The 12,604-nt window shown below is 67.7% G+C and carries 15 protein-coding genes and 1 pseudogene; 8 read left to right on the top strand and 8 right to left on the bottom strand.

Going from position 1 to position 12,604, the window contains the following annotated elements; all coding sequences use genetic code 11:
* Window positions 1-71: 71 nt before the first annotated feature.
* The 6 genes from ABD345_RS38830 to ABD345_RS38810 form a co-directional block, all read right to left on the bottom strand.
* Window positions 72-563: a DUF6879 family protein gene (locus ABD345_RS38830; protein WP_344559360.1), complete on the bottom strand. Its 492-nt coding sequence runs from the start codon at window positions 561-563 to the stop codon at window positions 72-74.
* Window positions 535-798 (bottom strand): hypothetical protein, encoded by a 264-nt coding sequence (locus tag ABD345_RS38825; protein WP_344559359.1) that lies wholly within the window; start codon window positions 796-798, stop codon window positions 535-537. Before ABD345_RS38825 ends, ABD345_RS38830 begins: the two co-directional genes overlap by 29 nt.
* Window positions 799-965: 167 nt before the next feature.
* The gene (locus ABD345_RS40405; protein WP_425556955.1) at window positions 966-1,241 is read right to left on the bottom strand and encodes an FDXHR family putative zinc-binding protein; all 276 of its coding nucleotides are present in this window, start codon (window positions 1,239-1,241) and stop codon (window positions 966-968) included.
* A gap of 571 nt (window positions 1,242-1,812) precedes the next feature.
* The gene (locus tag ABD345_RS38820) at window positions 1,813-2,571 is read right to left on the bottom strand and encodes a hypothetical protein (RefSeq protein ID WP_344559358.1); all 759 of its coding nucleotides are present in this window, start codon (window positions 2,569-2,571) and stop codon (window positions 1,813-1,815) included.
* A gap of 42 nt (window positions 2,572-2,613) precedes the next feature.
* On the bottom strand, window positions 2,614-2,982 hold the full coding sequence (locus ABD345_RS38815) for a hypothetical protein (protein WP_344559357.1): 369 nt from the start codon (window positions 2,980-2,982) through the stop codon (window positions 2,614-2,616).
* A gap of 571 nt (window positions 2,983-3,553) precedes the next feature.
* Window positions 3,554-5,245 carry a recombinase family protein gene (locus ABD345_RS38810; protein ID WP_344559355.1) on the bottom strand — a complete coding sequence of 564 codons (1,692 nt, stop codon included), beginning with the start codon at window positions 5,243-5,245 and terminating at the stop codon, window positions 3,554-3,556.
* Window positions 5,246-5,406: 161 nt separating this feature from the next.
* Between ABD345_RS38810 and ABD345_RS38805 the strand changes: the two are divergent.
* Window positions 5,407-6,348, top strand: a pseudogene (locus tag ABD345_RS38805) (low temperature requirement protein A); the annotation flags it as partial.
* 2 nt (window positions 6,349-6,350) lie between these two features.
* A complete protein-coding gene (locus tag ABD345_RS38800; RefSeq protein ID WP_344559353.1) occupies window positions 6,351-6,986 on the top strand; it encodes a pentapeptide repeat-containing protein in 636 nt (211 codons plus the stop codon).
* Window positions 6,987-7,157: 171 nt separating this feature from the next.
* Here the strand turns inward: ABD345_RS38800 and ABD345_RS38795 are convergent, their stop codons facing one another.
* Complete coding sequence (locus tag ABD345_RS38795) at window positions 7,158-8,000, bottom strand: helix-turn-helix domain-containing protein (protein WP_344559351.1); 843 nt, start codon at window positions 7,998-8,000, stop codon at window positions 7,158-7,160.
* A gap of 215 nt (window positions 8,001-8,215) precedes the next feature.
* Here ABD345_RS38795 and ABD345_RS38790 point away from each other — a divergent pair, with 215 nt between their 5' ends.
* The 6 genes from ABD345_RS38790 (at window position 8,216) to ABD345_RS38765 (ending at window position 11,963) form a co-directional block, all read left to right on the top strand.
* Window positions 8,216-8,464, top strand: a complete 249-nt coding sequence (locus tag ABD345_RS38790) for a hypothetical protein (protein WP_344559349.1) — start codon at window positions 8,216-8,218, stop codon at window positions 8,462-8,464.
* A gap of 22 nt (window positions 8,465-8,486) precedes the next feature.
* On the top strand, window positions 8,487-8,825 hold the full coding sequence (locus ABD345_RS38785) for a hypothetical protein (protein ID WP_344559348.1): 339 nt from the start codon (window positions 8,487-8,489) through the stop codon (window positions 8,823-8,825).
* Window positions 8,822-9,109 carry a hypothetical protein gene (locus ABD345_RS38780; protein ID WP_344559346.1) on the top strand — a complete coding sequence of 96 codons (288 nt, stop codon included), beginning with the start codon at window positions 8,822-8,824 and terminating at the stop codon, window positions 9,107-9,109. The genes ABD345_RS38785 and ABD345_RS38780 overlap by 4 nt, the downstream gene beginning before the upstream one ends.
* 176 nt (window positions 9,110-9,285) lie before the next feature.
* Complete coding sequence (locus ABD345_RS38775; RefSeq protein WP_344559344.1) at window positions 9,286-11,340, top strand: phosphocholine-specific phospholipase C; 2,055 nt, start codon at window positions 9,286-9,288, stop codon at window positions 11,338-11,340.
* A 141-nt stretch (window positions 11,341-11,481) separates the two neighbouring features.
* The gene (locus ABD345_RS38770) at window positions 11,482-11,667 is read left to right on the top strand and encodes a hypothetical protein (protein WP_344559342.1); all 186 of its coding nucleotides are present in this window, start codon (window positions 11,482-11,484) and stop codon (window positions 11,665-11,667) included.
* Between the two features lie 86 nt (window positions 11,668-11,753).
* Complete coding sequence (locus ABD345_RS38765) at window positions 11,754-11,963, top strand: hypothetical protein (protein ID WP_344559340.1); 210 nt, start codon at window positions 11,754-11,756, stop codon at window positions 11,961-11,963.
* Window positions 11,964-12,064: 101 nt separating this feature from the next.
* Here ABD345_RS38765 and ABD345_RS38760 read toward each other — a convergent pair whose 3' ends face one another.
* On the bottom strand, window positions 12,065-12,505 hold the full coding sequence (locus ABD345_RS38760) for a nucleoside deaminase (protein ID WP_344559361.1): 441 nt from the start codon (window positions 12,503-12,505) through the stop codon (window positions 12,065-12,067).
* Window positions 12,506-12,604: the final 99 nt, after the last annotated feature.

The following is a 12,604-nucleotide window of genomic DNA, read 5'->3' as shown; positions in this document are numbered from 1 at the left end:
GATCCACGGCTTGTTGCTCACACCATCACGAACAGGCGAATCGTCACATCAGTCACGCCCACCAGTAGCGATCACCAAGATCGTGTTACGAGTTCTTCGCACAGCTTGGCAGTACGGGGATCATCGGTGATTTCGTCGCCGAGGTATTCGCCGTCACCGGAGAAGTGGCCGAACCGCACGACCTTCCCGTCCAGCAGCCAGAAGTCATTTCCGGGAAGGGCGATATCAGACGCCTGCCGTCGTGGAAGCCATCGGACATACTCACCGGCACCGATATTGACCACAGTGCCCGCATGCTCGTAACGGATATAGTCCGTAACGGGCTCGGATACGATTCGGGCGCGCCGAACACTCACACCCTGACGCACGAGACCCGAAACGATTTCTACCCACAATCCCCAATACTCTGAGCCAGGGTCGATATCCCGCTCACCGGTCTGCTGCCACCGCTCGAAATCAGCGCGCTCGTCCGACACCCCATATGAGTCGCGCATTTCGAGGTGAACTGCACTGACCTTGACCTCCTTCAAGAGATCAATGAAGCTGGGACCGCTCTGCGTCATCGCATGCCTTCCTCAGAATCGGCACCATCCGCGCCGGAATGTGAATTACCGTTTCATGGGCAGGGATCGTGTTCTCGTGATCCGGCCCATGTCCGGCCGCAAGAACTTGCGTGATCTGCGATTCGCTCGCCGTGAATCCCTGAATCATGATCGTGCCGTCTGCATCATCCACCCAAACGGTCGGGCTGTTCGCTGTGCCCGTGTTGGGGTCGATTCCCACGAATCGTACGCCCATTGCGACCTCCCCTGTCACATCACTTGCGCGATCTTGCACGGCTTTCCGTGACCCCTAGCATGCCCTGATAGCAGCGCAATGTCAGCCCATCGGACGGATTCGACTCGTCCAACGCAAAGAGCCCCCGCCCTGCTCCAGCGAAGGGCGGAACGGGGGCAAGGGACCGTTCAACGGTCCCGGTAGGGCTTCCGGTGCCAGATGCCCTGGTCGTCCTGCCAGAGTCCGGCGGTGGCCGGTGGCAGGCACCTGCGGGCACCGTACGGGCCGGTTCGGTGGGCGTCGCCAGCGCGGGTACCGGCGAAGGTCTCGCAGCAGGCTGGACAGTGCTCCGCGCGACGACCGGACCACGACCGGCCGCATTCGGGGTGGACGGTTCTCAAGGCGGCCTCTCGGTCAGTCCAGGACGGCGATTTGCGGGCCTGTAATTGCAGGGGTGGACCCACTTGCCCGTCTGTAGCCTGAAAGGCGGCATACGGGCCGCTGTGGCAGTTTCTAGGGGTGACTATTCCGCCCGTGGGACGTGCAGTCTCCCGCGCGCACTCGTGCACGCGCGCGTAAGGACCCGTTTCGACTGAGCAATTGGAGCCAACTCCCTTGGGAGTTCGTTACTTTGGGTCAACCCGGGAAATCCCAGACCCGTAGACAGGCCGGTTTCTGCTATAGCGCTGCGATCCCCGAGGGAGGGGGAGGGGGTCCTACCCCACCCCCTGGGGTGACCCACGGTCACGAATGCCAGGTGCAACTAACTAGTCAGGGTGAAATGGGTTGGCTCTACGCAGCGAAGATCGCCACAACGCCGACGCAACGCCTGGTAGGGCTTGAGCGGCTGATGCAAAGCCGCATAGACCGCGCGGTGAGCGAGCACCCGAATAGTCTGCCCATCCATTTGGTAGCGGACCACTGCCCGGCCCTTTCGATCCAGGGTTGCCGAGATTAGGCAGCCGGTTTCCTGGTCACGGGTGACCCGACTTAGCGCGCGGAGTGCTTTCTCTCGCACAGACAACGGGGTGGTGGTCACTGGTTCCACGGCTCCATTCCATTATCGGGGGAAGACGGGCCAGCCGCCGGATCACATTCCGTGTTCGGGTCGGCAGCGGGGTCCAGTCGCCCGGGGAGCCCGCCGGAATAGGCTGCGCTGTATTCCAGTCGATCGGCAAGAATTCGGTCCAGCGCCATTCGGTCGGCATTCCAGTTGATGCCGCCGCGCGGAGCCATGTACCGCCACTGGCTCTCATTTCCGTTCCATGGACGGCCCAGGTCTTCATCCAGGGCTTCCACGGTTTGCGCCAGAGAGACCAACTCGTCGAGCAGACAGGCCAGTTGAGCGGTGATGGCTGCGGCGGCGGTGCGCTTCTCCTCAGCCAAGCCGACCACTTCGGCCCGCCACTCGGCGCTGCTGGAGAGGGCGCACGCATGCACGGCCGCAGCAGCCTCGGCGGCCAGCTCGTAGGTCGCCACCTGGAGCCGCTGAGCCTCGGCAAGGCGGTTCTCCAGCGGCCCCCGGGCAGTGGGCTTCGGAAGCGGCTTCCCCTCGGCAAGGGCTGCCTTGGTGGCCCGGTGATCCTTGGTCTCTGCCTCGGCAAGCTCGGCCTCGGCGACGGCTACGGCGTGGTCTGCGTCGGCCCTCTTGCTCAGCATCTCGTCAAGGTGCGCAAGGGCACCCTTCACGTTCTCCGGCGTGCATGTGTAGATGTAACTGGGCATGGCTCGGGCTGCCATGTTGTAGAGGTAGTCCAGGCGCTTAGCGCGCTCATCGGAATTGGTGTCGGTCATTCTTAATTCCTCTTGGCTTGGGGTGTCGGATAAGGCTTGGAGTCAGCGCATAGTGCGACGTTTGAGGATTGCGGCGGCCAGCCGTACCGGGTCAATATCAGTCCCGGGATCGTGCTCCGCTGCACCAGCACCCTTTACGAGAGCCATCGGCTTAGTGCGAAGGCCGGGGCGAAAGTGCTCGGCAACCTTCTGTGCATCAGCCGTGATTTCCTCGGCAGTGGAACCGGAAAGTCGATCAATCAGAATCTCCGGAAGGGAGAACTTTGCGCCGATCTGTTGGCGCAGGCTGGGGAGGTCAGCGGCCGATCGCTTGGACTGACTTCTGATATTCGCCGCTTTGGCAGCTTCCTCGGCTTCCACTTCGGCACGGGCGTTGCTGACATGCTCGGTAATTTCGGATCGCCGGTCCATTGGTGGGCTCCCAGTCGGATTCGCATACAAAAATGGCCCCGTATCACGGACTGCACCTCCGACGGTCTCCGACAAACCGGCGGGAAAGCAGCATCCGTAACACGGGGCCCTACAGGCAGAGGGAAGGAGTCCCCTACCTGATTGGCTCGGCAGGGCGCATGTAGCGTCCATGCCGGAACCAGGTATTAAGTTGATCATTTGTTGGGGCGGGTCGGAGCGCTCCCGGGCCGTTGGTTCGCTGGGCTGACTCAGCGCCTACTCGGCTCACTATGTATCTAGGTAGTGGAATGCCTGCCCGTCAGCGCGCGGGGCGGGCATTGCCCGAATGACGGATGACGGAACAGATGAGCTTTCGGCTTTCCCTTAAGACTTTCTATTGTGAATGCGGAAAATCCATAAAACCGTCATCGCGTCATTTGCCCAGGTCGGGAGAGGTGGGCTCCGGCTGGCCGCTGGCCTGCTCCGTCACTGCTGGCATGCCCAACCGGGAACCGCCGGGCCCCTGCGGCACGAAAAAGCCCCGTCCCTCCCTGGAATGGAGGAACGGGGCTGTGGACGGCTCTCAGTCCGCCTAGACGGCTTCCAAAGCCTTGCGCCGCGTCCTGCTGCGTTCGATGGCTGCGAAGGCCGCGTCAAGGTTCCGCTCGTCGCTCTTGTCCCGCCACTCGGGGACGAGTCGATCGGCAATCGGTGTGCGGTCTCCAAGCCCCTTTGCGGGGAGCACGGTCACGCTCGTGAGCGCAGCTTGAATAAGTGCTCTGCGCCCATCAATTCCCACGGACGCCCAAAGCGCAGAAAGTGCTTTGGGTTCCATAAGGGGTGTCAGGTCTGCCAGTTTGCCGAGCTCGGCCAACTCGGCTTTCAGGTTAGCTATCTGCGCGGAAAGTTCCGCTCGCAGGGTCTCGTATTGCGCCTCATCCATTCCGCCGCCGATGAAATACTCCTTGTTGAGCTTGACTTCGCGTGAAGCGGCATTGTCGAGCGCTGCCGATACTGCCTGCTTGCGGGACTCCTTTGCGGGGTCCTGATAGGAAAGCCACCTTCGCGCGATTGCATGAATCGTCGGCGACTCGGGCGACAGGCTCAGAATGTGATTCATCCAGAGCATTTCCATGGCGTCATCGACACGCTGCCGCGTAGTAGCAACTCCGACACAGACAGACGGGCCCTGATTGATTCGAGCAAGGCAACGGTAGTTCCGGCCACCGTTGCCCATAGGACCCTTGCAGTGCGGGCACCGGAGAATTCCCGTCATGATGGTTGCGGCCTTGCGGACTCCCCGTGTCCGGTCGCCAATAGTTGTGCCGGGGCGTGCGCGTCCAGAAATGATTGCCCTGATCTTCTCCCATTCTGCGAAAGTGACGACCCCTTCGCCTGCTTGGATGGGGTGACCATTTGCCGCCATGAGCGGTTCGCCTCCGCGATGCCACTTATCGAGATGGTTCCCGAATTCGTCCGTCTGTCGCTCTCGGTTAGGAATTAGTCCGGCCCAACTGGGCGACTGTGCAAGGTGGATTATGGTCTGGGCTCGCCATTGCTTGCCCTTGCGGGTGGGGACCTTGTCACGGTTCAGGGCGTTTGCGATCTCGGCGGGCGTAATGCCCTTGAGGAGTCCTTCCGCGATTCGGCGCGCAATCGCATACTCAAACGGGTGGTGCGTCAGCTTTCCGGAACCCTTGATGCATTCCAGGCCGAACGGCGTTACTCCTCCGGGCCAACGTCCCTCAGCCTTGTGGGCATCACCGCCGACCTTCGTCCAATGGGCAATCTCGGCGGCCTGCTCGCGTGCCTGCTCGCTGAGGATGGCAAGGACCATTCGAGATCCTTTGGACGAGTCGATTTTCTCGACGGTCATGACGATTCGGGCGCGCCGCTGATCGAATTGATCGAGAAGGGTGCCGACCTGCCCCATTCCTCGGCGGGAAAGGCGGCTCGTCTTGTAGACGTAGAGAGTCCTTGAGAATCCGCTGATTACCGCGCCCGTCGCGTTGTCGAACTCCTCGCGCCGAACATGCGCCTTACTGGCCGATCGCTGCTCGAACCAGACCCGGCGGATTCGCTTTCCCTCTCCGGTGGCGTGAGCACACATTTCCCGGACCTGCTGACGGAGGGTGGAAAGGGTGTCCTTCTTCTTGCTTCGCCGAACGTACATCTCGGCCAAGTCGTCCGGGCTACCGGTCTGAATCTCCCAGAGCCCGAGCTTCTTGAGTTCGTCATCCGTGAAGCCCAGCGCCCGCAGGGTGGGGCGGTCGTCGCGTTCCATGCTCGTCCGTTCGCCGAAGTCTCTCCGCTTCGGCCTGGGGCACACAGGCTGGTGCCAGGCCGGGGCGGTCGGGTCCGCCTCTCGGCCTTTTTCAAGGGTGTGGATTGCCCGTATGGGCGTTTCCGCAGGTGAGAGGCGGTGTTGCTCCGTTGGCTCACGGGTGGGCCTGGATGAACTTCACCTGGTTCGCCTCCGCGTACGACGTCCCCTACCGGCTCACCACCCTGGTGCAGATCACCGGCGTGCTGGTGCTCGCGGCCGGCGTCCCGCGGATCTTCGAGGACCAGGACCTGGCGCTCGCGGTGGCCGGGTACGTGCTGATGCGGCTGGCCATGGTCACCCAGTGGCTGCGCGCCGCCCGCGGCGAGAGCGGAGCGGCCCGGACCTGCGCGCTGCGGTACGCGGCCGGGATCACCGTCGTGCAGGTGTTCTGGGTGGTGCTGCTGCTCCTCCCGCACGGCACGCAGGGCCCGCTGTTCCCGGTGGGGGTGCTGGCCGAGCTGGCCGTCCCGGCCTGGGCCGAGAAGGACGAGCGGACGCCCTGGCACCGGCACCACATCGTGGAGCGCTACGGCTTGTTCACCATCATCGTGCTCGGCGAGACGGTCGCCGCCGCCACCGTCGCCATCCAGACCGCCCTGGACGAGCACGAGGCCGTGGCCGAGCTGCTGCCGATCGCCGGCGGCGGGCTGCTGATCTGCTTCGGCGCCTGGTGGATCTACTTCGCCGGCGACGGCCACGACCACCTGCGGAGCAACCGGCAGGCGCTGCCCTGGGGTTACGGCCACTACGTGGTCTTCGCCTCGGCCGCCGCGATCGGCGCCGGCCTGGAGGTCGCCGTCGAACACGCGGTCGGCACCGCGCACGTCTCCGCCCGGGCCGCGAGCGCCGCCGTCACCGTCCCCACCGCGCTGTTCCTGTTCACCGTCTGGGCCTTGCACTCCCGGCACCACAAGCGCGGCGCCGCCCAGTCGGTCCTGCCGCTGGCCGCGTTGTCGGTGCTGGCTGCGACCCTGGCCGGGGAGGCCGGTGTGCTGATCGCCGGGCTCCTGGTGGCGCTCGCCGTCGCCGCCGGCCTCACCCTGTCCGCGAAACGGAGCTGACCGTGCGCCTCGAAGACCTCCCCTACGCCCACCTGCTGCAGCGGCACACCGGGCCGCTGCGGCCCGACGGGCGGTACGACACCGTGCACTTCGACGACCTGGCGCTGACCGGGCAGTTCGGCGGTGCGCACTTCCTGGAGTGCGCGTTCACCGGGGTGCGGGTCGAGGAGGCGAAGCTGCGGCGGGCCGGGTTCAACGAGGTCTGGGTGCAGGGGGCCCGGCTGGTCGGGGTCGACCTGGCGGAGAGCGAGTGGCAGGACACCGAGGTCGAGGGCAGCGTGTTCGCGGGCATCTCGGCGTACGGCTCGGCGATCCGCCGCACGGTCTTCCGCCAGTGCAAGCTGGAGGCGGTCAACCTGCGCGGCGCGGTGCTGCGCGACGTGGTCTTCGAGGACTGCCTGCTGCGGGACGTCGACCTCTCCGATGCCAAGCTCACCGACGTCTCCTTCCCCGGCAGCACCCTGGACGAGACCCGCCTGCGCGGCGCCACCCTGAAGAACGCCGACCTGCGCGGCGCGGCGGCCCTCGGCCTCCCGGACGGCCACCTCGGGCTGCGCGGCGCACTCATCTCGACGACCCAGTTGTTGGACCTCGCCCCGCAGTTCGCCCAGGCGCTGGGCATCACGGTCAAGGACTGAACGCGAAAGCCCGGGCCCTCACGGAGGAGCGGTCCGGGCTTCGTGCGGCGGGGTGCGGTCAGACGGCGCCGAAGTCCCCCGCCAGGACGCTGGAGACGAAGGCGTGGGGGCACCCCGGGCGGGGGAGTCGGCAGTGGTCTCCGGGCCGGTGCGGCTGTAGCTGGACTTGAACTACTGGGGGGCGGTCGCCAGTAGTTCCGCTCGCACCTTCCGGATGAACGCTCGGGATGCCTCCTGGCTCAGTGCTTCCACCTGGAGATGGTAGTAAGCGGTGAGCAGGGGCCGGATGGCTGCGGGGTCGCGTTCGAACAACCTCTCGTGGGCGGCCTCGCTGTACGCGGCCACGGAGCGGTCCGGGAGTTGGAGCAGGTAGGCCGGCAGATTCAGGCCCCGGTTCGCACCCAGGGAGTACGGCGCGACCTGGAGCGTCACGTGCGGCAGGGCGGAGACTTCGAGCAGGTGGTCGAGTTGGGCCGCCATGCCCTCGGGCCCGCCGATCGGACGCCGGATGCAGCTCTCGTCGATGATCACGTACAGCTCCGGGGGTGACTCGCGGGTGAGCAGCTTCTTGCGTTGGGCCATGACCCGGAGCCAATCGTTGGACGCGGCTTCGGTGGCGGCCCCCCGGGCGATGGAGGCGGCGACCAGTTCGGCGGTGTACGCGTCGGTCTGGAGCAGGCCCGGGATGGTGCCGATCTCGAACACCCGGATTTCGATGGCCTTCGCCTCGAAGGGCACGTAGTGACTGAACCCCCGCAGCATGCTGTTCGCGCGCACGCCCTGGGCGAGGTTCACGAACTTCGTTCCGGCGCCGAGCGCTTGGTCGACTTTTCGCGCAAGAGGCAAAGTCGGCGGCTTGCGGCCGGTTTCCACGGACGAGATGTGCCCCGACGAGTACCCCATCCGCATGGCCAACTCGTCCTGTGAGATTCCCAACTCCTCACGTGCACTTCGGAGTTCGGCGCCGAAGGCGTCCCGTGGGGAAGCTTCGGGCGTCAGTGGCTTGAGGTTCAACGGGCCTCCATCCTTGCGGTTTTGCAAACTTGAAGACTAGGCAAGCCTACGGGACAGTCGGTGCTCCTGGTAGCGAAACCGCTACGGAGCGGAGTGAGCGGTGCGACGTGCGCCGGTTCCGCAACTCCTTCGGTGGCTGATGCAGCTATCTGCGGTCGGCCCACGGCGAATCACCCATCCGTCCCACCGGGACCCGTAGCGAGGCCAGGAGCCAAGTGTCGGAAACCGAGCAGTCCTCGGAGGCCACCGGTGCCTCCTGCCCCGAACCCCCGCGCACCGCCGGCCGCCAGTACCTCACCCCGGCGGCGAAGTTGACCATCCGGGTCTACCGGGTGCGGCCCGACGGCAGTCGGGTGCAGGTCTCCTCCTGCGCCTCCGACGAGGACCTGCACCTGCCGCTGGTCTCGGCGTTGACCTGGCCGCGCTGTGCGTGTCCGCGTTGCGTCGTGGCCGATGTGGCCTGAATACACCGAAGAGAGGAAGCACGTGCTGTACACCGGACAACCGCTGGTGGCCGTCGACGTCCTGCAGCGGTTCCTGCGCGGCGGGTTCACCGACTCCGAGCGGGCGGCGGACTCGCTGGAACGCGCCTTCCAGGCGGCCAGGTTGGACCCGCCGACCGGCCTCTCGCCGGTCTACCGCGACGACGTCCCACCGGAGTTGGCCGGCCTCGCGCTGGGGTGCGTCGGACTGCCCTGGGCCCAGCAGCTCGCCGAGGCACTGCTCGAACTCGCGCTGCTACGCGGCGAGTTCCCCGCCCCCGTCCGGATCGCGACCCCGGAGTTGGGCCCCGAGGCCCGCTCCGCGCTGGGGGTGGCCCGGTGAGCGGCGACGTGTTGCGGCAACGTGCCTGGGAGATCGCCGAACAGCTCGCCGAGGCCGGTGGCGGGGAGGCCAGGCTGACCGTCATCCCGGACGGCTACCGCGTCGAACTGCGCATCTTCCGCCCCGAGGACGGCTCCCCCAGCCCCGAGGACCACCTGGCCGTCCTCAAAGCCCTCGCCCTGGGCGACCGCTGGGGCCACCGCTACTCCCCGCCCTCCCGCAACAACGGCACCGCCCGCGAAACCGTCTGGAGCGAAGTCCACCACGACACACCGGGGAAGTGAAGGACCGGGCCCCGGCCGTTCACCCTCCGGCTGACGTTTCCGGGCCCGGTGAACAGTCCGCCAACCCTTGCTCCAGGGTCATGACCCGGCGGCCCGTCCTGCGTGAGGATGCTCGGCGTTCGACACGAAGGTGTCTGGACAACATCACCGGCAGCCGATGGGACGGGCGGGTCGAAATGGCAGGGCTGAGTCGCAGGAAATTCATGGCGTGGTCGGCGAGCGCGGCGGCCGGGGCGGCCGTCGCGGGCACGGCCGCGGGGGCGGCGGGGGCGGCGCCCGCGGCAGCGGCCGTCGCGGGGGCGACGGGGACGCTCGCGGACGCCAAGCACATCGTGGTCCTGATGCAGGAGAACCGCAGCTTCGACCACTACTTCGGGATGCTGAAGGGCGTGCGCGGCTTCGCGGACCGGGCGACCATCCAACTGTCCGGCGGGTACAGCGTGTTCAACCAGCCGAACCTGCTGGGCCGGCAGTACCCGTGGCAGTTCTCGGCGACCAAGCCGGCCGGCGGCGCCGACCCGGAGCGGCTGGCGCAGTGCAACGGCGATCTCGCTCATGGCTGGAGCGACCAGCACAAGGCGTGGAACAGCGGCAAGTTGGACTCCTGGGTGGCGGCCAAGGGGAACGTCCGGACCCTGGGCTACCTGACCCGGGCCGACATCCCGTTCCACTACGCGCTGGCCGACAACTGGACGGTCAACGACGCCTACCACTGCTCGGTGCTCTCGGCGACCGGCCCGAACCGGACCTACCACTGGTCCGGCCAGATCGACCCGGCGGGCGCGGCGGGCGGCCCGGCGTACGACGGCGGGGACGAGTCGGGCCTGAAGTGGCAGACGTACGCGGAGGCGCTGGAGGCCGCCGGGGTCAGCTGGAAGGTCTACCAGAACGCCGCCGACAACTACGGCGACAACGCGCTGGCGTACTTCACCCAGTTCTCCGGCGCCCCGGCGGGCAGCGCGCTGGCGGTCAAGGGCATGGGCTCGGTGCCCAAGGTGACCGGTAGGACGCCGGACGACATCGTCGCCGCGATCAAGGCGGACGTGCTGGCCGGGACGCTGCCGCAGGTGTCCTGGATCGTGCCGGACCAGGCGTCCTCGGAGCACCCGTACGCGACCCCGGCCGACGGCGCGCACTTCGTGCACAACGTGCTGGACGCGCTGAACGCCGACCCGGCGGTGTTCGACTCCACGATCCTGTTCCTCAACTACGACGAGAACGACGGCTTCTTCGACCACGTCCCGCCGCCGGCCGCCCCGGCCGGGACGCCGGGGGAGTTCTACAACAGCGTCAACATCGGCCTCGGCTTCCGCGTCCCGATGATCGCCGTCTCGCCGTGGAGCCGGGGCGGCTGGGTCTCCTCGGAGACCTCCGACCACACCTCGGTGCTGCGCTTCCTGGAGAAGTGGACGGCCGCCATCGGCAAGCCCGCCACCACCCCGAACATCTCGGCCTGGCGGCGCAAGGTCACCGGCGACCTGACCGGCATGTTCGACTTCGCCCACCCGGTGTACGGGATGCCCGCGCTGCCGGACACCTCGCAGACCATCGGCCTGGCCGCCTGCGGGCCGCTGCCCAACCCGGCGCCGGTGAACAACCAGCTGCCGGTGCAGGAGCCGGGCACCCGCCCGGCCCGCGCGCTGCCGTACCAGCCGGTGGCCAACCTGGACCACCTGGAGTTCGGCTCCGGCGGGGTGATGAAGGTGTGGATCGCGATGGCCAACCAGGGCAGCGCCGGTACCCACTTCGCCGCGTACGCCAACGCCCACCGCTCCGGCGGGCCCTGGCAGTACACGGTGGACCCGGCGGGCGCGACCAGCGACTTCTTCAACTGCGGCACCGGCTACGGCGCGGGCAAGTACGACCTGACGGTGGTCGGCCCGAACCGCTTCCTGCGCCGCTTCACCGGCGACGCCACCGCGTCCGGCAAGAACGCCGCCGTCACCGCGACGTACGCGGCCGCGCCGGACACCGGCAGGCTCGCGCTCTGGTTCAAGCTGGCCAACAGCGGCAGCTCGGCGGTGACCTTCACCGTCACCTCGAACAACTACCGCACCGACGGCCCGTGGACGTACACCGTCGCGGCCGGGGGCAGCACCAGCGACTACTTCAACGCGGTGGCGTACAACGGCGGCTGGTACGACTTCACGGTGACGGTCAGCGGCGACGCGAGCTGGTCGCAGCGGTTCACCGGCCACCTGGAGACCGGCGCGGCGTCGATCTCCGGCTGAGCGGGCCGACGGCGGACCGGACGGCAGCGCCACCGGGCCGCACCGGGCCGGACGGGTGAGCGGGAAAGCTCCGGATGCGACCCGCCCCGGCCGGTGCGAGGGTGGACGGAGCCCGTTGTCACGACACCCCGAGGAGGAGACATGGGTCTGAGCGACCAGTTCAAGGACAAGGCGAACGACCTCGCCGACCAGGCCAAGTCGGCGCTCGGCGACCACGGTTCCAAGGCCGAGGAGGCCGAGCAGAAGGCCCGCGAACAGGCCGAGGGCGCGATGCCCGGCGGCCAGGAGTCCGCGGACGACCAGCAGCAGGAGGGCGAGTCCTCCTGACCACACCCCCGCGTGGGACGGACCCGGACCGGGCCCGTCCCACCGGCGTACCGTGGCAAGGGGGGACGCCCACCCGAGGAGGAGACATGGGCATCTTCGACAGGTTCCGCCACCACGCGGCCCAGCCCGCCACCGCACCGCCCGAACGCGCCGCCCTCGCCCACGACGAGGCCGCCGACGCCTCCGGCGACCAGGTCGAACGCGCCCGCGACGACGCGGACAACCGGATCCGGCAGGAACGCGAGGACCGCGAGGCCGCCGCGAACATGACCGCCGAGGGCGACCCCTGGGGCTGACCCGCGCACGCCCGGAACGCCGGTGCCCGCCACAGGCACCGGCGTCCGCGCGCCGTGTCGGGCCGCGCGGCGCCGCCCGCGCCGCAGCGGCCGACCCGCGGTCACCGCCCAGGCGCGTAGTAGGACTCGATCGGCGCGCGGGCCTCGGCGAACAGCGCGGGGCCGTCCTGGACGAGGGCGGGCCAGGCGCCGGAGGCGGGGTTCAGCTCCACCAACTGCTCGGTGGACAGGGCGAACACCACTCGTCCGAGGCCGGAACGGACCAGGGCGCCCGCGCACATTCCGCACGGCTCGCAACTCGTGTAGAGGGTGGTGCGGGCGGCCTCGGCCGGGGCGAGCTCACGGGCCGCCCAGCGGGCCAGCTTCAGCTCCGGGTGGGCGGTGACGTCGCGGTCGCGCCGCACGGTGTTGTGCGCCTCGGCGAGGACCGCGCCGCCGGGCGCGGCCAGCAGCGAACCGTACGGCGCGTCCCCCGCGTCGACGGCCAGGGCGGCCAGGGCGACGGCGCGGCGCAGCAGGACCTCGTCGGCCTCGGTGATCATGCGGTCCATACCTTTCTTCGTGGGTTCGTTCGGATCATTCGTAAGATCGGGACACCCGGGGGCGTCCGGTGTGGCTGTCATGTGGTCGCCGCAGTCGTG

This window comes from Kitasatospora saccharophila (genome assembly GCF_039529925.1).
Classification (GTDB): Bacteria; Actinomycetota; Actinomycetes; order Streptomycetales; family Streptomycetaceae; genus Kitasatospora; species Kitasatospora saccharophila.
Note: the sequence above shows the minus strand (reverse complement) of the source record. Positions and strands in the feature narration are given on the sequence as shown.

What these genes read in the sequence shown, in the direction of transcription:
- ABD345_RS38830 (WP_344559360.1), bottom strand. Translation starts at nt 563, where the DNA reads ATGACGCAGAGCGGTCCCAGCTTCATTGATCTCTTGAAGGAGGTCAAG.
- ABD345_RS38825 (WP_344559359.1), bottom strand. Translation starts at nt 798, where the DNA reads ATGGGCGTACGATTCGTGGGAATCGACCCCAACACGGGCACAGCGAAC.
- ABD345_RS38820 (WP_344559358.1), bottom strand. Translation starts at nt 2,571, where the DNA reads ATGACCGACACCAATTCCGATGAGCGCGCTAAGCGCCTGGACTACCTC.
- ABD345_RS38815 (WP_344559357.1), bottom strand. Translation starts at nt 2,982, where the DNA reads ATGGACCGGCGATCCGAAATTACCGAGCATGTCAGCAACGCCCGTGCC.
- ABD345_RS38810 (WP_344559355.1), bottom strand. Translation starts at nt 5,245, where the DNA reads ATGGAACGCGACGACCGCCCCACCCTGCGGGCGCTGGGCTTCACGGAT.
- ABD345_RS38775 (WP_344559344.1), top strand. Translation starts at nt 9,286, where the DNA reads ATGGCAGGGCTGAGTCGCAGGAAATTCATGGCGTGGTCGGCGAGCGCG.
- ABD345_RS38770 (WP_344559342.1), top strand. Translation starts at nt 11,482, where the DNA reads ATGGGTCTGAGCGACCAGTTCAAGGACAAGGCGAACGACCTCGCCGAC.
- ABD345_RS38765 (WP_344559340.1), top strand. Translation starts at nt 11,754, where the DNA reads ATGGGCATCTTCGACAGGTTCCGCCACCACGCGGCCCAGCCCGCCACC.
- ABD345_RS38760 (WP_344559361.1), bottom strand. Translation starts at nt 12,505, where the DNA reads ATGATCACCGAGGCCGACGAGGTCCTGCTGCGCCGCGCCGTCGCCCTG.